Source organism: Bacillus sp. L_1B0_5, from assembly GCF_000836715.1.
GTDB lineage: Bacteria > Bacillota > Bacilli > Bacillales > Bacillaceae_G > Bacillus_A > Bacillus_A thuringiensis_S.
Genome location: NZ_JXIS01000123.1, coordinates 1 through 16,908, shown reverse-complemented (window position 1 = coordinate 16,908; position 16,908 = coordinate 1). Strand labels below are relative to the sequence as shown.

The following is a 16,908-nucleotide window of genomic DNA, read 5'->3' as shown; positions in this document are numbered from 1 at the left end:
AAAAACAAAGCTTCAATACCTTTGATAAAAGTAAATAATATCCAATTTATCCCTTAGCAAATAATACTACTAAATCTATAATTTGGGAAGGGGGTAATTTCCATTTAATAACCAATAAATTGTTTTTATGTAAATAAATTCTATATATCTGAAAAATAATAAATGCTTAAATCTTGATTATTTTAATTATTATTTTCTTTTTCTTTTTTATCATTTCTAATAAACAGAATATTTTTTCATCTACTTCTTTTTCATTAAATTTTATCCAATTTAAACCAAATACTAAACGCCCTGAATGCATTATTGGCCTAGCTTTATGTTTAATTTACAATTAGTATATTTTAATTAATATAACCATGTTCATCCTCAAAAATAGAACATTTGGTTATATTAAAAACTTATAGTTTCACTCCATTGAATCTCTTAACTTTAATCCTTATTACGGTACGTAATTTTATTTAAAATACTATTTGGTAAAATTTAACTATGCAAAATTACATATTTTTTCATGCTATAAGAGTCCGTCTAATTCATATTTTAAAGCTATAGTTTCTTTTCTTTTTACAAATAAACACATAATTATCCACCTTAATATTCTAATCCCAAACTTATATTCAACTTTTTAATTCCCGAAAACCTTTCACTATTCTTAAAATATAATAATTAATTGACATTATTGAATGCACTTTTATTAATCCAAAATCATACAACTTCTATAACCTTTTAATGTAAAATGTTTTTCTTTAATACCTATTAAAAAAATCCTAAGTAACATAATTACTTCCGAAACAATTGAATATCATTGAATTGATGAAGGCTAGGTTTGTTCGTGCTGTAGTTTTATTTTGCATGAGATGTGTGTAAAACTCCAAAAAGATCTAAAGCTTGTTCACGCGGAAGTAAAGGTAGCAAACCCCCTATTGGTATTCAAATTACCGTTAGAGACAATACGATATCCAATAATATTATGAGTGGCATTGCAATTGGTGGATATGACAGTCAGCAAGGATATGCTGAAAATAACACGATTACGAACAATGTAATTTATAAAAATGATACAAAAGATCAAGAGAGTGGCCAAATCGAAATAAATTACGATACCCGAAACAATGTAATTACCAATAACCAAATTTATGCTAGTAATAGCCGTATTTTTATCAGCAATAATTTTAATAAAAACACAAGAAACAAATTGGATTACAATCATTACTATGGTGAATTCGATCAAAGTAATGGCTTATGGCAATGGAAAAGAAGAACGTATAAAGGATTTTCAACTTATCAAGCAAGTATGAGTCAAGAAGGAAATGAACAACATAGTGTATTTAGCAAATTGTCTCCTTCATTCAAACCTATTTTAAAATGAAGCAAATTTACTAAAACAGCTTTATCTTAGCTTATTTCATCTCCCCTCTTCTATAAAAGTGAACGTAGAGGAGCTATCAATCTCCATTATTAATAATAGAATTGGCACCTTTTATATATTACATCCAGATGTTTGCAGCTCTCTTTTATCTACAAACCATGTATTCGCAAATTGGTGTTGATTTGTAATGAAATTTAAACAAAAAACCACAAACCCATAGTTTATGGTAAATAAAAAGACTCCACTTTGAAAAAGGTTTAATCAAAATGGAGTCTTTTGTTAGAAATCTGCATTTAGTTTTTATAAAAAAGATTGTTCAAAACTCATGAGCATATCTATCATAATCATTTACTCATACATGAACTATTCTTCAAACCAAAATAGAACTTCAAGAGGTGCTTTTAAAACCTTTGCAATATCATAAGTAAGTTTGAAAGAAGGATTATATTTTCCATTTTCAAGATTTCCTATTGTTTCCCTTCTAACACCAACCTCCTTGGCTAAATCTTCTTGCGACATATTTAGCTTTACTCTATATTCTTTCATTCGAGTCTTAAGTGGCATCTTGCATCCCTTTCTTTTCTCTACGCTCAAATATTTCTAAATTGATTAGAAATGTTCCTAAAGGAAAGAACACTGAAATTATAACGAAGAACCGAATTATATGTAAACTTTCAAAAATAAAAACACTTAATAGCAGTAGACTACCTAATACTATCGCTACGAAAAAAGCCCTTGTAGCAGCGATGCGCACATGTAGCATAAAAAGCTCATCTGGTACTACTTTTGCATATGCGAAAAAGAAAAAGAAACCGAAAAAATAATATGCCCATGAAATATTGCCTAAAAGTGTAAATGGACCTAAAAAACCCAAAAAACCAAGAAATCCCAAATAAGACAATTTATTTTTCATAAAAACCTCCATGTGATATATTTCGCTCTTTATGTTATGAATATATCACATTAACTTCAAAATAAAAAGGACTGAAAACAGCAAAATTTTTATAAACGATATTTCTATTCAAAAAAAATACAACTTTATTATATAGGAATAGTAACACCTACACATATTATATGACAAATAAGAAGAATCTGACATAAGCTTGTTCAAAATGGATTCTTTCTTTGTAAACTAGTATGCGATTTTTATAAAAAATTTGATCGTTTTGTTACCCTTTATTTTGTTTAGTTCTCCGTAAATTTAAGTATCCTTCTCCACTAATAAAGATAAATATAGCGAATGTTAATCATTACATTTGTGATACTATATATAATAATACAATTGATACAATGGAGGTCTACAACATGAAAAACATAAAGGAATTTCTCAACAAATCATCTATTAAATACCCATTAGCTATAATTTCAGCTATAGCAATAATAAAAACAGGCTATGATTTAGGTTCTTTTATAATAAAATTTAAATATATTTAAATATATTTAAATCGTAAAAAGGAAATTGATCTTTTTAACAAATGGTCCATTTCCTTTTTATATTTTATCGCATCTTTTTCAAAACATAGTGACTTTATTTAAAAGTGATAATTGGTTAATAATATGATTTCGTGATCTAGTTAAGAAACTATGTTTAAACATAAAATATCTTCATCTAAATCAATTCTTTTGTTATCAATAACCCTCAACATATAAAGAAAATCTTTTATTACCACAAAATTCCCCAGAAAAAATACAACTGAACTCTTTTCTTATTCCAAACTAGTTATATCATTTCGTATAATAGAAATATACATATATCCTACTACACTTCAGGGGGGCCTTTATCTTGAACTATGGCTGGGCTGGAACTATTGAACAATTTAAGCAATTAGATGTACAGTTTTTTATTAAACAATTGTTAGATCATGTTTATAAAACCAATACAAATGATCCAAAAATAGATTCTCAAAAGAGAGCATGGATTGATAGTTATAATAAACTACAAGATTTATTTAATCGATTTTCTAATTTAGATGCATCACTTATATTTGAATATGAGATTTTACGCGGAGGCGGTCGTCGTCCTGATGTACTTTTATTAATTAATGGTTATTTAATAGTTCTCGAATGTAAAAGTTATAATAGCGTTTCACCTTCTGAATATATCCAAACATCTCTTTATATGCGTGATCTTGAACATTATCACTCAGCTATTCAACAATCTAACATACAAGTCATTGGTGTTTTACTGCTTACAAACTACAAAGGCGAACGCTGGGTTTTCCAAAAAGAATATCAAGTAACCCTTTCAACAGTTGATGGATTGGAAAGTAATATTAAACGAATATTAAATAAAACAGAAGCACCAACTTTAATGCTAGAGGAAGTAATCAATGGTGTCTATGAACCCTCACCTTCTATGCTAGAAGCTGCTCGTTCTATTTTAAATAATGAACCACTCCCTGACATTAAAGCTGTATCAAGCAGTAATTTCCCAGAAGTACAACAAACTGTACGCTCAATTATTGAAGAAGCCCAACATACAAATACCCATCATCTTATTTTGGTATCTGGCGAGCCAGGAGCAGGTAAAACATATTTAGGTCTGACCATTGCACACGAGATGAAAAATGCAGTTTATTTATCTGGTAACGGCCCATTAGTAGACGTATTACAAGATACGTTGAAAAATAGAACCTTCGTACAAGGTCTATATGGCTATAAAATGGATTTTCTTGAAAAGAGAATGATTCCAAAAGAACAAATAATCATTTTTGATGAGGCCCAACGAGCATGGGATACAAAAAAAGTCGATCAATCACTCACTCGAAGAAATCGAGAAGTTCAAAACTTAAGTGAACCGGATATTATAATGAATGTTACAACAAACAATAAACCGTGGAGTGTAACAATTGGCTTAATCGGAGACGGACAAGAGATCTATTCTGGAGAAGAAGGCGGTCTCGCCCTGTGGAATTATGCGATCGCTGGAAAAAACGTGACTGTTCACTCTAAACATTCTAATTCTATATTTACAAATGCAGCACATTATAGAACACATTCTCAGCTACATTTAAACTCATCTTTCCGTGCTCATGCAGCTTTAAAATACTATGAAATTATTAATACTTTATTGGATGCTAATTTTGAACAAACAAAACAACTTATTCATAAGCTACCAAAAGAACATTATCAACTTTTTATTACGCGTGATTTAGCCAAAGCCAAACACACTTTACATCAGCTTTATCAGGATGATACAAAAACAGTTGGCGTTGTCTGTGCTGGTGGCGCTGATCATCAAAAAGAAGTCCCTGTTCTACCAAGAGATGAACGATATGAACGCCCTAGTAAGATCGCTCAATACTTTAACTATGCCGAATCCCAATACTATTGTAGAGCGCTCAACTACAGCTCAACTGAATTCCAAACACAGGGACTTGAACTAGATATGACGCTTGTTCATTGGGATGATGATCTATATCTACAAAATGGGACTTGGAAGGGGCAACACTATCAATGGGGTGTTGAAGATCCATTCCAAATTAAACTCAATGCATATAGAGTTATTTTAACAAGAGGTCGGGATGGAACAATTATTTACATACCACCAAAACCCATTCTAGATGAGACTTGGAACTTATTAAAAAACCATTTACATATTCCTGAATTAACGTTTTAAGGCTTATAATAAGAGACGATATTCAGACTCCTTTAGAATATCGTCTCTTATTTTTTAACAACCAGAGAATTTTTCTTACATGCCTTAAAACATTGCAAGAAGGAGTTTCTTTAAACAACTAGTATTATAAGAAATTGTCACTTAAGAAGTTGCTGTTTCTTTTATTCCCCTAAATACTGAATCGCTTTGCGATACTTCTCCAATCGTTTTAGGTCTTTATCTGTTATCCTAGCAAGTCTTGAGCGATCAGAATTATGTTTTAAGTCTGCAAGTTTAACTGTACGGGCAAGAGAATTTTCTTTCACTCTGCACAAATACTCAAAATAAGGTGTGTATTTCTCTTTTGTCAGTACCTGCACTGCCTCAACTACGTTATGAGGTATACCAGCACTTAACAGATCATTAGCAGTTATCTCAGTATCTTCAAGAACATCATGCAAATAAGCAATAGCTTTCTCTTCGGCCGTATTTACAAATCTAGCAACTGCCTCAGGGTGTTTGATATAATCCATACCTGCTTTATCTACTTGTCCAGCATGGGCTTTTTTGGCTATCTCATGAGCTATTTTTATATAATTAGGTAACATCGCAAAATCTCCCTTTCTTTAAACAAAATCTCCCCCTCTAGCAAGCTGTTCTAAAAGTGAAGGAGGAAAATATTGATATAATCCCTCAGCAAATCATTGAAGTTCATCTTGAAACAAAAAAATTATAAAAAATGCCATCCTCTCTGTATATCTCTACAAAAAGAATAGCGTTTTTTGGTTATACGGATACATTTTTATTTTAATTTGAATTACGCCCTTTTCTCTTACGGGTATTTACTATATTAATGAAGAAAATTAGTCCGAAGATAAGGAATAAAAATGGGTGTACCCATGTTCTAAAATTAACAAGACTTATAATAAACATTATAATGCAAAGGATACAACCTATAATATCAATGCTAAAAGATAACTTCCCCTTTATTTTTTTCATTTATAACTATTCCCTTCCAGATGCCACCTTTAATTTATAATTCTCAATATAATAATAACATACGTTTCGATTTTTAACCTTTTTACATTTGATTACTTTTTTAGTTCTGGTGCAACAAATACCTGTATTGTGTGCACCAGGGTAGCAAGATAGCAATAACCCCTGAAATTAAAAGTAAATCTGAACAGATTGAAGAATCCACTACAAAAAAGCTACCGAAGCAAAAGTAAACAACATATAGATTTGAATTATATTTCTCAACAACCAAAATTACTTAATGTGGCAAAATAATACTCGGGTTGGCACCCAATACCATATTACGATTGTTCCAGTCGCAGTAAGGTACCTTTGGGTGTTTTTTCTTTTGTTTGAAACACATTCTGGCAAAATACCTGTATCTTTGTTGATTTACGACTCACATAAACCAACAAACTTCGTATATATAATTTGTTACCCTAAATGGGTTGACAATACGAACAGTTATAGGAGGATTTTGTGAATGGTAAAAACAGCATGTGTAAGTATTATTACTGGCATTCTTTTAATATGTTCAACAGGATGTGCCACTCAAACGGATTCTATTACAACTAAAACTCAATCAGTAGATGATGGCACATATACAACAAAGGAGATCACAGACGCATTTCCTGTAGGAACACCCATAACTACTTACATTCGAAAAGAAGAAAAACTGAACGTAAAACATCTCACCAGTATTACACTTACAGATGGTGGCGTCGGTAGAGTTTTGGAAGCAACAGATGGTTTTGTAGTCGTATGTGGGAATGAAAAAGGAATTTTTGATGTGTTAATATTTAAAACCATGGAAGATGTAAAGAAATATGAACAGAGTTTAAAGCGATAATTAATATCCTTCTTATGCCTTTACACAGACATTGTCCTCTTGTGCTCTTGCTATGGCTCTATGTACAGTATAATTGCATCATAAGTAATCACACGTTATAATAGTCACCTAATTACATATAATGAGGTGCAGAAAATGAATAAAACAGAATTAACAAAAGTAGTTGCAGAAAAAGCTGAACTTACACAAAAAGATGCTGCAGCAGCAACACAAGCGTTATTAGATACAGTAACAAATGCGCTAGCAAATGGAGAGAAAGTACAGATTCTTGGTTTTGGTACATTTGAAGTACGTGAAAGATCTGCACGTACAGGACGTAACCCACAAACAGGTGAAGAAATGCAAATCGCAGCTTCAAAAGCACCTGCTTTTAAAGCTGGAAAAGAATTAAAAGAGGCAGTGAAATAATTATATACATTGAAAGGGTCCTGATATTCATATCAGGACCCTTTCAATAGCCTTATTGTTCATAAAACAAAAAAGTATCATCCAATATATATTAGATGGTACCCCTTATTTATAAGCGTAGTATTTCTAAGGACACATTATGTAAAATTTATATAAGTAATATAGATCCCCCAAAAGAATGTAACCAACTTGCGTTATGATAACATAGGGAGTTTGAAATTAGTGAGCTTTCTTTCCCTTTGTATTTTTCGCAATCATAGATAAAAACATTAATAATATAGAAGCACTATATATTCTCTTTATTTATATACAGCTAGTTTTTGTAAAAGTTGTTCTTTTATAACCGTCCATTCGCTTGCGATAATACTATATACAACCGCATCCCGTACATAACCATTTGGCAATTGTCTTTCGTTTCGCAATACTCCCTCTTTCACAGCACCTAGTCTTTCAATTGCGCGCTGTGCTTTTTCATTTCGTAAATCCGTATCCCCTTCAAAACCTTTTATTGCTACTTGAACATACTGCTCCATATCTTGATAGCTATCCATTTTAGCTATTAAATACGTCCATATTTCTTTATTTCCTTCCACAATGTTAAATAAGCTTTCGGTATCATTTACATGCATTAATCGTAACATGGCTCTATCATTTACTATTTTCATAAACTATTCTCCTTTTTAATAGATGCTAATAGTTGGCATTTCATAATCATATTTTCAAATGACTATGAAATTGGATATAAATCGAATGATTTGCTACAAGCTTAAAATCATTAAACATTTCCTTGCCCTTCTTACTATAATTTTCACGTAATTACATCTATTTTAAAAGGTCCGCCATATATATTCTCTTTAACTAGTGGTATGGTTTGACACACTATTTCTACAGCTTTTTTATAAACAGCATCATGTTATTTTAAACCTACATTGCTGGCTGTACTCCATCACTATCAAGCTAACAAGAACATTTATCCCAAAACAATAAATACGAACAACACTCAAAAAATTATCGTTCTGGGAGTGTTATTATTTCTTAACTTAATAGGCATGTCTGGTGGGCCTCTACCATGAAAACCAACGCTTATAATTAAAAAGCTCATAAGTATTTATATTAGAAAGTGAGATATTTCACCATCAGATGGTACTAAAATATTATTGGAAAGTCCTTTTACATTGATAAAATCTTTTTAATTCTTTTCTAGTTAGTAAGTAATGATTAACAGCTTTCATATGTGTTTGATAAATTGCTTCTTTAGTCATAATTACAGGATTCCCTTGAAGAAATTGTGCTCCCTCCATTTATAAAAATTACTTCTGGATTATACGTTTTAAGCAACTTTTGAACGTCGGTACTTATCAATATTCAGTAGAAGCACATTAAATTATCTTTCCCTTATTTTCAAAAGGACCTGCTCAATTCATACTTAAAAACATAAGGTAAAGTGAACCCATTAACATCCGTGGAATGAACCCTAGTTTTATTCTCTTATCTAAAGGAGGAGCTATTATTATGGGATATGGTGGTAGTTGCGGCGAAGGCTGCGGTTTTGCTGGAGGCTTTGCTTTACTCGTTGTACTCTTTATACTATTAATCATTATTGGATGCAGTTGCTTCTGCTAAAAACTATTAGAAAAGGCACCTTAGAGTGTCTTTTCTTTATTTCTCAATATAAGAGCTATAAAAATATGCTATGGTTTTAATAGCAATTCCCTTGTGTGCAATGAGATAGTATTACCCAACAAAAAACCCACCTATTTCCGTAGGTGGGCCTTATCTTTATTACACAATCCAAATTATACTCTGATTTTTTTATAAACTTTATGCAATTATACATATCTACAAAAAATTACACTAAATAAATATTACATATAATAAAATAATAAACGTGGATACATTCTATAAAGCAGATTCTTTTGAAAGGCGTAACATATCAATCATTATAGAAGGTGTGGCGTCACTCTAATACTGATCTCAAATCTCTTGTACTTTGTGAACTAACAATCTGGTGTATATAGACGATCCTGTTTTATAGGATGTGTTTACACGTATAACAAAGGGATAATACGATAAGTTTATACTAAATGAACGTGGTTCAAGTCGGAAGAAGGCACCTTAGGGTGTCTTTTTTTGTACATAATAAAAGCCTCACCGTCCCTGGAAACGGTAAGTCCTTTAAAACAAATAACAATTGCAACTATATTATTTTTACATTACATTAAAAGTTAGAGAAAACTCTTTTACTAATACAGTGCTAAATAGTAGGTGAAAAAATGGAATTTAACGATTTGGGTATTACCATTAAAGAACTTAGAATTAACAAAAATATATCACAATCCGAATTATGTCATGGAATATGTTCACAAAGTCAAATTAGCAAGATCGAAAAAGGTGTGATTTATCCATCTAGCATATTGTTATATCAATTATCAGAAAGACTTGGGATTGATCCAAATCATATATTTGCACTAACTCAAAACAAAAAAATTAAATATGTAGAAAATGTAAAATATGTAATAAAAGATTGCTTAAAACAAAAACAATATAAAGAACTTTATGAAATAGTAAAAAAAGAGAAAAACTTAAATAATTTTCAAACAAATGAAGAGAAACAATTTCTAATATGGCATGAAGCAATTGCTATATTTATGGTGGAGCGATCAATAAAAACGGCTTTAGATCTTTTAAATCATGCATTAAAACTAACTTTAACTAATTCTAATTTTTTATCAGAAAGAGAAATAGATATTATGCAGACAATGGCTATATTTCATGGAGAAAATAAAGAATATGAAAAAAGTATTACGATATTAAGAAGATGTTTAAATAATTTTAATAAGTTAGCTTTTCCTAGAGATAAAGAAATTAAATTAAAAATCATTTTCAATTTAGCAAAAAATTTAGGTCATGCAAATCAACACGAAGAGGCAATAAAATACAATGATATGGGCATCCAACTAGCTATTAATCTAAATACTTTATATTTATTAGGTGAATTATACTATGGACATGGTTGGAACTTATTAAAGCTTAAACAATATAATAAAGAAGATGTTGATAATAACATGAAAAAAGCGTTATTTATATTTGAATTAACAAAAAACGAAAAAAAATTACAAATAATTAAAGAAGAATATTTCGAAAAACATAATTGCTAAATAACTACTTTTGAATACTGCTTATCTAACAAAAGAAACATTGCCCTAATTAGAGCAATGTTTCTTTTCCTCATTTGACATTAGAAATTGAAATGGATGAAAACAAATTTGGAATGCTATTCTCAAAACCTAATGTAAAGGAAGGGATTAATTCATGTATTCTTTCTTGCAGTGATTTCTTATCTACTTCTCCAAGTTCGTTCAAAAGTTCATTCCCCTCCGAAGTCTCATCCCCAGTGATTAACATGCTTAATATATCTGAATTAATGATTTCATGAGGCGAATAAACTAGCCCATTCATCATTATATATTTTTGGAGCATGGTAGACTTACCCTCCCTTGCTTGCTTTACAGCTTGTTTAAGATATAAGTCAAAATATTTCTGTGCAAATTTCACACCTTTTAGTGGAACGGCTCCTACATGTTCAACACCTTTCCAACGTAAATCCGCAATTGAACTCAGCCACCATGCCGGCTCAATAGCTTGTTGCATACGTTGCAGCACCTTGCGTTCGAATCCAGGTTTATGAGTAGAATGTTCTTTTAAACAAGTATCTAACATTTCAGCTTCAATGGCAGCTACGGTCATCCCCTGTCCATAAATGGGATCAAAGTTACAAAAAGCATCACCTAACACTAATAATCCAGATGGCCAATTTTCCATTTGTTCAAAATGTTGACGGATTGACTCCTGCGCTCTAAATCCTCTTGGGACACTAATTGGTTCTAACTCTTTAATTAACTCCCTCATCATAGGGGTAACTAAAGAATCCAGTTCTTTTTCATATTCTTTTGAATTGGTTGGTGGATAGTGTGTACCTCCAGCAACAAATAGTAGCGCTTGAGCTATATTATCTTCAATATACAATAACCCTACAGCACCAACGTTTTTAGCAGGATCTCCTTCAGAAATTGCACTCAATTTCTCTTTGATATATGAAGGTACTTTATAATATCTCGTGCTATATCCAAAATTCACCTTTAAACGTTCTGGTTCTGGAACTTCATATCCCATAGATGTAAGCCATTTATTGAGTTTCGATTGACGACCACATGTGTCAACTACCAGATCGGTTAACACAGTTCGCTTTGTTTTTAATTCGTCTCGTTCTTGAATATTAATTCCAATAACACGCTTGTGATCAGACGAAGCTAAAAGGCCTGTTACCGCTTGCTTTGAATAAAAATGTACATTAGGAATTTCTTGCACACGTTGGCGGATTGTCCATTCTAACAATGCTCGACTGCTCGCTGCACCTTTTCGTTCTATAACTAGTTCAAGTGCCCCATACGGAGAAAATCGAATCATTTTATCATTCTTAACATTATGGGCCCCTAGATTTAATAAATCATCAACATATCCAGGAAAGAAGCGGTTCATAATTATTTCTCCGCGTGGTAATACACGATGAGGATGAAAGTCTTGGGGTGTACCTGGACGTTCAGATGGTTTTTGAGGTAACTCATCTTTTTCAACAACTATCACTGTCTCAAAATAACTGGAAAGCACGCGTGCAGTAAGTAAGCCTGCAATACCAGCTCCAATCACAAGTGCCTTTTCTCTTTTTTGCTGTTGATATAGTAATTGATTATCCCTCAATAATCTCCCCTCTTTCTAAAAAGTATGTTTGTTCAACATGAATCTATTAAAACTTTTCCAGAAATCAGAATAAACAAATGATGATTCTTCATTATTTTAGTAAGGAGCCCGTTGATATAATAGTTCATATAGGGAAACAAAAACAGATACATTTCAAAACACTACGTTCCCCCCACAAGCGAGAAATAATTAACGTGACTAGTAGAATTGTAGTATCTGATAGCACTGGCCTTGAATAGTTTGTTTTTTGGTTATCAATGTGTCAGTAAATCCAGCACATTTATCGTTATACTTTCAAGCTCAGTTCTCTTAAAATATATATGTTTATATTTTTTAGATATACGATTTTAAATCTTTCTGAAACCCCAATAGACAAATGCACCGGTATCATTATATTAAAGAGTTCACCCTAAATTAGTAATCTGTTGAAAAACTACTTTAGCCAACAGGTGCTTTAATTAAATACCTTTATTATCTCTGCAAAGGTATTTAAATTTCAAATACGTTTTTCAATCCTTTGAATCCAGTAAAATAATTCATTTAAATAATAAGATTTCACTGCATAATAGAATACCTAAAGCGCTGTGGGTATTTCGTTTCATTATGCCCCTATTGGGATCTGCCCTCATCATTCATATTATTAAAATTACGTTAGTCCAAGTCAGAAAAAGTACACTTAAATGAGGATCTTTTTAACAAAATTCAAGTTTATATAACCTTTATAAATGCCCACCGCTTATAATAGTTTTTTAATACTGCTTTATTCCCCCTTTAATATTTTTTATAATTTGCACCTTAAATGTATCACTTTTATTCCCCTTATAAATATTTAGGGTTTTTAGAAATATTTATTTGATTTTTAGTAATATTAGGATTCTATTTTATCTAATAGAAACTAGAGGGTTTGAGAAAAGTATGTAATAATGCATAATAAATCAATCAGATATTATGATATACTTTCAAAGAGCTGATACAAAATTTCTTTAGATTGGAAAACTAAAGTCTTATCTACCTATTTGTGGGGACGCCTTATGGCGTCTTTTCTTTTTTAATATAAAAAACCCTCAAGCATTCATATACTTAAGGGTTTATCGATTGAAAGATAGAGCTGTTTGAAATTCCTTACATTAAGAACAAAGCGGTATTACTCCTAAACCAATTAATAAAGCTGCAGCAAACGCTGGAATTGGCGCAGGAATCTCGATACCTTCTACAACTAAAAAGTATTGACCATTTACTAATTTAAAACAAACTAATTGCATGGATAATCCTCCCTTCTGTTAGGATTAATACATTATATTAAATAATCTGATTATTGATATAATTAAATGGTTTGTTTTTTAGAAAATGGGTAATCAATATTCCGGGGAAGCACATTAAATGATCTTTCCCTTATTTTCAAAAGGACCTGCTCAAGTCATACGTAAAAACATAAGGTAAATTAAATTGTATACACGCTGATCACGGTGATTTTTCGATGCACCCATCATAATGAATCTCTCCTTTTCCTCTTTTTATCAGTATTGGTAGGTAAAGAGGGGGGCAGAAACAAAAACAGGTTGTGGAGAAAGTCTTCTTCACAACCTGAGATTAAGTTATATATCCAAATATGACCTGTTCTTTTAACTATTTAGTCTTTTATAATCTGTTATAGTCGATATAACTAGAGTCATAATAAATCCACTGACCTGTTCCAATTCTTAACCAACCATTCTTTTCTTCATATACTGTAACTTTTTCGCCTTTACTTGTCTTTCTAACAATAGAATAGTTTGTACCTGATCCGCTTCGAACATTTACCCCAATACCATTAATTTGAGCCGTTCCAATTACCTTTTCAACACTACCATTTTCAATTACTTGTAGCATATTTAGAATGAATGTTGCTGTTTCACCACGAGTTGTTGTTCCTTTAGGGTCGTATTGATTGTCACCCTTACCTCTTACAATACCTAGGCCATACAGTCTTTGTACGTCTTCTTTATATATAATTTGGTCTTTATCTGAGAATGGTAGGTTTACAACTGGTCCCCATATACCTTTATACTGTAAAGCCTTGTTTACAATAATTGCTGATTCTTCTCTTGTAATAGGTGTGTTTGGGTCAAAATAACCATCTCCTCTACCTTGAATGATACCTGCACTTGCAGTACGTTTAATACCATCCCGTAAAGTTGAATTTGCATCGTTTAGGTCTTTAAATGAAGCATCTCCAGCTGGCAGGTTTAGAGAGTTAGAGATTAATTGAGCAAATTCGGCTCTTGTTATCGCTCTATTGGGTGCGAAAACTCCGTTTCCTTCCCCTATCATAATACCTCTTCTATTTAACTCTCGAATAGCTTCTTCATACCACCCTCCTGTAATGTCATCCTTTGGTTGATAAAGATTATTATAATACCCCTCAACGCTATTTACGAATACATCCCATTGCCCATTATTAATCATGTTAGCAGGGCAGATTTTACCGCTCCATTTTTGGTGTTTTACAATATTATTTAACGGTACACCAGTTTCTTTCATTAAATAAGCTACAAGTTTCTTAGCGTTATCTACCGCTTTACTGTAGTTTCCGTCACTATTAACTGCGATTTCAATTGCAATGGATTCTCTATTACCTGGACCATCACCGTCTCCTGCATGCCATCCGTTCTCGTTTAATGGTAGGTGTTGATAAATCTCTTTATCGTCTACTGTAAAATGCCACGATGCAGCTCGGTCTGTGTTTCCTACTGCTTGGTTATATAGGTATTGAGCGTGGTTTCTAGCACCTGCTCCTACACTTGTATTATCAGTCTCATGAATTGTAATGTACTTTGGACTCATGTAGTTTTGAGGACGAATATTATCGTTACCTGCTGGAACAATCCATTCAGTGAATGGAACACCGTTTATTGTACTAGAGGTACTAGGTGATATGGGAGACAGACTACGTTTTGTTCTGTTTGAATTGTTAGGGACAGTTAATGTACCTGTTTCTTCATGAATACCTTCTGAACGTTGAAGACTATCTGCTTTCTTATTGTCGACAGTACCTCCACCACGTCCGTCTACCTCTTCAAAACTAGCTTCAATACTTTTTAAAGCCTGTTCATCTGTTGTTGTTTTACTTTGTTCCTGAACGTTTGTAGGTTGCTTATTGTTTACTAATTGTTGTTCCTCTGCAAACGATACCAATGGTGAAGATAATACTGTTAATCCTGCCGTGAATGCTACTACTTTTTTATTAAATTTAATGTTCATTTCTAATTTGGTATACCTAACTATTTTAATAGGTATACCTTCCTCCTTGTACTTCTTTTAGTGTGAATGTTAGTTTAGATAATGGTAGCCTGAACCCTCAAAATAACAGATTGATTTTACATTTCATATGTCAAACCGACATCTATAATTCCTACATGAAATGTTAGTACTTTAGAATTATAACACAGCACGATTGCAATACTTCCAAGACTCTTGCAAGTAATCTCCTAATCTTGGATATACTTATAGTATGACTCTAAAAAAAGGCATGATCACATCGCTATCAAGCTAACAAAATAAAATCCGCCTAAAATGAAAAAACACGATCTATTCTTTCTATAAAAACATAAGAATAGATCGTGTTTTTTCATGTCTAAATTTGTATTCAATATTCAAAAGTATTTAAGTCCTATAGGTTTCCTACAAAGAAGAATGGAATTTTATCTATTTGAGGTAGCACCCCATCACTATCAAACTAACAAGAACGAGTTATCGCAAAACACTAATTACGAGCAACACGCCAAAATTTTTGTTCTGGGAGTATTATATTATCTTGACTTGATGGGCATGTTTGGTAAGCACCCTATTTTGAAAACCAACGCTTATAATCAAAAAAAGCGCATAAGTATTTAAGTATTTATATTGGAAAGTGGGATACTTCACCATCGGATGGTACTAAAATATTGTTGGAAAGTCCTTTTTCATTGATAAAATCTTTTAATTCTTTTCTAGTTAGTAAGTAATGATTAACAGCTTCCATATGTATTTGATAAATAGCTTCTTTAGTCATAATTACAGGATTCCCTTGAAGAAATTTTGCCTCCCTCCATTTACAACAATTACTTCTGGATTATACGTTTTAAGCACCTTTCGAACGTCGGTACTTATCAACATTCAGGGGCAACACATTTAATAATTTTTCGCTTATTTTCAAAAGGACCTGCTCAATTCATACGTAAAAACATAAGGTAAAGTGAACCCATTAAAATCCGTGGAATGGATCCTAGTTGTATTCTCTTATCTAAAGGAGGAACTATTATTATGGGATATAGTGGTAGTTGCGGCGAAGGCTGCGGTTTTGCTGGAGGCTTTGCTTTACTCGTTGTACTCTTTATACTATTAATCATTATCGGATGCAGTTGCTTCTGCTAAAAAACTATTAGAAAAGGCACCTTAGGGTGTCTTTTCTTTATGCGTAAGAACCTCGCCATCTTATGGAAACGGCGAGGTTCTTATCTATATTATTTATTATCTTGTTCCAGATTTTTATCAAGATTAGAATTACTATCATTATGGTAACGTTGGTAGTTCTCTTCATGTAGCCTTTGTTGTTCTTGTTCAACTTTATTGTCATGATCAATCACCTTAATAACAAAAAATAATATTACGATTACAAACACAACAAATGGGATGAGAGCAGTTTTAGAAAGCTCCTTTAAATCCTCTTTTGCTTGTCGCTTTTCTTCTCCTGTTGAAAAGAGATAAGCAAACAAAGCTATTATAAATGCGAAAAAACCTAAGAGTATTTCTACAACTGCAAAAATAGCATCTAACATTACTTATGTATCCCCCTAATATAACATATATGTATTACTAATTATCCAATAATTACCTTTCACATTATATCAGCTAGAGTACACAGAAGTATATTGAACTACCCCCACTTTCACTTCG

General features: G+C 32.0%; 16 protein-coding genes and 1 pseudogene. 8 read left to right on the top strand and 9 right to left on the bottom strand.

The window, feature by feature from the left end:
- Window positions 1-928: 928 nt before the first annotated feature.
- Window positions 929-1,366: pseudogene (locus tag RT27_RS28780) on the top strand (right-handed parallel beta-helix repeat-containing protein); the annotation flags it as partial.
- Window positions 1,367-1,729: 363 nt separating this feature from the next.
- On the opposite strand, the gene RT27_RS28775 reads toward RT27_RS28780, so the two are convergent.
- Together RT27_RS28775 and RT27_RS28770 are read right to left on the bottom strand one after the other, a co-directional pair.
- Complete coding sequence (locus tag RT27_RS28775; protein ID WP_001128812.1) at window positions 1,730-1,930, bottom strand: helix-turn-helix transcriptional regulator; 201 nt, start codon at window positions 1,928-1,930, stop codon at window positions 1,730-1,732.
- Window positions 1,920-2,279 (bottom strand): DUF3796 domain-containing protein, encoded by a 360-nt coding sequence (locus tag RT27_RS28770; protein WP_043938501.1) that lies wholly within the window; start codon window positions 2,277-2,279, stop codon window positions 1,920-1,922. The genes RT27_RS28775 and RT27_RS28770 overlap by 11 nt, the downstream gene beginning before the upstream one ends.
- A 392-nt stretch (window positions 2,280-2,671) precedes the next feature.
- On the opposite strand from RT27_RS28770, the gene RT27_RS36165 reads away from it, so the two are divergent.
- Both RT27_RS36165 and RT27_RS28765 read left to right on the top strand, forming a co-directional pair.
- The gene (locus tag RT27_RS36165) at window positions 2,672-2,800 is read left to right on the top strand and encodes a hypothetical protein (protein WP_000789572.1); all 129 of its coding nucleotides are present in this window, start codon (window positions 2,672-2,674) and stop codon (window positions 2,798-2,800) included.
- A gap of 349 nt (window positions 2,801-3,149) precedes the next feature.
- Window positions 3,150-4,985, top strand: coding sequence for a DNA/RNA helicase domain-containing protein (locus RT27_RS28765; RefSeq protein ID WP_043938500.1), 1,836 nt, complete (start codon window positions 3,150-3,152; stop codon window positions 4,983-4,985).
- A gap of 161 nt (window positions 4,986-5,146) precedes the next feature.
- Here RT27_RS28765 and RT27_RS28760 read toward each other — a convergent pair whose 3' ends face one another.
- Complete coding sequence (locus RT27_RS28760; RefSeq protein WP_043938499.1) at window positions 5,147-5,572, bottom strand: HD domain-containing protein; 426 nt, start codon at window positions 5,570-5,572, stop codon at window positions 5,147-5,149.
- 890 nt (window positions 5,573-6,462) lie between these two features.
- Here RT27_RS28760 and RT27_RS28755 point away from each other — a divergent pair.
- Together RT27_RS28755 and RT27_RS28750 are read left to right on the top strand one after the other, a co-directional pair.
- Window positions 6,463-6,828, top strand: a complete 366-nt coding sequence (locus RT27_RS28755) for a hypothetical protein (protein WP_043938498.1) — start codon at window positions 6,463-6,465, stop codon at window positions 6,826-6,828.
- A 135-nt stretch (window positions 6,829-6,963) separates the two neighbouring features.
- Window positions 6,964-7,236, top strand: a complete 273-nt coding sequence (locus RT27_RS28750) for an HU family DNA-binding protein (RefSeq protein ID WP_001043944.1) — start codon at window positions 6,964-6,966, stop codon at window positions 7,234-7,236.
- A 299-nt stretch (window positions 7,237-7,535) separates the two neighbouring features.
- Here RT27_RS28750 and RT27_RS28745 read toward each other — a convergent pair whose 3' ends face one another.
- Window positions 7,536-7,901: a GNAT family protein gene (locus RT27_RS28745; RefSeq protein ID WP_043938496.1), complete on the bottom strand. Its 366-nt coding sequence runs from the start codon at window positions 7,899-7,901 to the stop codon at window positions 7,536-7,538.
- 847 nt (window positions 7,902-8,748) lie between these two features.
- Between RT27_RS28745 and RT27_RS34465 the strand changes: the two genes are divergently transcribed.
- Together RT27_RS34465 and RT27_RS28740 are read left to right on the top strand one after the other, a co-directional pair.
- Window positions 8,749-8,859 carry a YjcZ family sporulation protein gene (locus tag RT27_RS34465; protein ID WP_000540371.1) on the top strand — a complete coding sequence of 37 codons (111 nt, stop codon included), beginning with the start codon at window positions 8,749-8,751 and terminating at the stop codon, window positions 8,857-8,859.
- A gap of 650 nt (window positions 8,860-9,509) precedes the next feature.
- On the top strand, window positions 9,510-10,394 hold the full coding sequence (locus tag RT27_RS28740) for a helix-turn-helix domain-containing protein (RefSeq protein WP_043938494.1): 885 nt from the start codon (window positions 9,510-9,512) through the stop codon (window positions 10,392-10,394).
- Window positions 10,395-10,464: 70 nt separating this feature from the next.
- On the opposite strand, the gene RT27_RS28735 is transcribed toward RT27_RS28740, so the two are convergent.
- The 4 genes from RT27_RS28735 to RT27_RS34460 all read right to left on the bottom strand — a co-directional run bounded on the left by RT27_RS28735 (window position 10,465) and on the right by RT27_RS34460 (window position 16,024).
- A complete protein-coding gene (locus RT27_RS28735) occupies window positions 10,465-11,994 on the bottom strand; it encodes an FAD-dependent oxidoreductase (RefSeq protein ID WP_043938492.1) in 1,530 nt (509 codons plus the stop codon).
- A 1,127-nt stretch (window positions 11,995-13,121) separates the two neighbouring features.
- Window positions 13,122-13,256: a hypothetical protein gene (locus RT27_RS36160; protein WP_001177694.1), complete on the bottom strand. Its 135-nt coding sequence runs from the start codon at window positions 13,254-13,256 to the stop codon at window positions 13,122-13,124.
- 376 nt (window positions 13,257-13,632) lie between these two features.
- The gene (locus RT27_RS28730; RefSeq protein ID WP_043938491.1) at window positions 13,633-15,234 is read right to left on the bottom strand and encodes an S-layer homology domain-containing protein; all 1,602 of its coding nucleotides are present in this window, start codon (window positions 15,232-15,234) and stop codon (window positions 13,633-13,635) included.
- Between the two features lie 637 nt (window positions 15,235-15,871).
- Window positions 15,872-16,024 carry a hypothetical protein gene (locus tag RT27_RS34460; protein WP_231577724.1) on the bottom strand — a complete coding sequence of 51 codons (153 nt, stop codon included), beginning with the start codon at window positions 16,022-16,024 and terminating at the stop codon, window positions 15,872-15,874.
- A gap of 251 nt (window positions 16,025-16,275) precedes the next feature.
- Here RT27_RS34460 and RT27_RS34455 point away from each other — a divergent pair, with 251 nt between their 5' ends.
- Complete coding sequence (locus RT27_RS34455; protein ID WP_000542355.1) at window positions 16,276-16,386, top strand: YjcZ family sporulation protein; 111 nt, start codon at window positions 16,276-16,278, stop codon at window positions 16,384-16,386.
- A gap of 89 nt (window positions 16,387-16,475) precedes the next feature.
- Here the strand turns inward: RT27_RS34455 and RT27_RS28725 are convergent, their stop codons facing one another.
- Window positions 16,476-16,790: a hypothetical protein gene (locus RT27_RS28725; protein ID WP_043938490.1), complete on the bottom strand. Its 315-nt coding sequence runs from the start codon at window positions 16,788-16,790 to the stop codon at window positions 16,476-16,478.
- Between the last annotated feature and the right edge of the window lie 118 nt (window positions 16,791-16,908).

Coding starts and splice junctions, on each gene's coding strand:
- RT27_RS28775 (WP_001128812.1), bottom strand. CDS start 1,930: ATGCCACTTAAGACTCGAATGAAAGAATATAGAGTAAAGCTAAATATG.
- RT27_RS28770 (WP_043938501.1), bottom strand. CDS start 2,279: ATGAAAAATAAATTGTCTTATTTGGGATTTCTTGGTTTTTTGGGTTTT.
- RT27_RS36165 (WP_000789572.1), top strand. CDS start 2,672: ATGAAAAACATAAAGGAATTTCTCAACAAATCATCTATTAAATACCCA.
- RT27_RS28760 (WP_043938499.1), bottom strand. CDS start 5,572: ATGTTACCTAATTATATAAAAATAGCTCATGAGATAGCCAAAAAAGCC.
- RT27_RS28755 (WP_043938498.1), top strand. CDS start 6,463: ATGGTAAAAACAGCATGTGTAAGTATTATTACTGGCATTCTTTTAATA.
- RT27_RS28750 (WP_001043944.1), top strand. CDS start 6,964: ATGAATAAAACAGAATTAACAAAAGTAGTTGCAGAAAAAGCTGAACTT.
- RT27_RS28745 (WP_043938496.1), bottom strand. CDS start 7,901: ATGAAAATAGTAAATGATAGAGCCATGTTACGATTAATGCATGTAAAT.
- RT27_RS34465 (WP_000540371.1), top strand. CDS start 8,749: ATGGGATATGGTGGTAGTTGCGGCGAAGGCTGCGGTTTTGCTGGAGGC.
- RT27_RS28740 (WP_043938494.1), top strand. CDS start 9,510: ATGGAATTTAACGATTTGGGTATTACCATTAAAGAACTTAGAATTAAC.
- RT27_RS36160 (WP_001177694.1), bottom strand. CDS start 13,256: ATGCAATTAGTTTGTTTTAAATTAGTAAATGGTCAATACTTTTTAGTT.
- RT27_RS28730 (WP_043938491.1), bottom strand. CDS start 15,234: ATGAACATTAAATTTAATAAAAAAGTAGTAGCATTCACGGCAGGATTA.
- RT27_RS34460 (WP_231577724.1), bottom strand. CDS start 16,024: ATGACTAAAGAAGCTATTTATCAAATACATATGGAAGCTGTTAATCAT.
- RT27_RS34455 (WP_000542355.1), top strand. CDS start 16,276: ATGGGATATAGTGGTAGTTGCGGCGAAGGCTGCGGTTTTGCTGGAGGC.
- RT27_RS28725 (WP_043938490.1), bottom strand. CDS start 16,790: ATGTTAGATGCTATTTTTGCAGTTGTAGAAATACTCTTAGGTTTTTTC.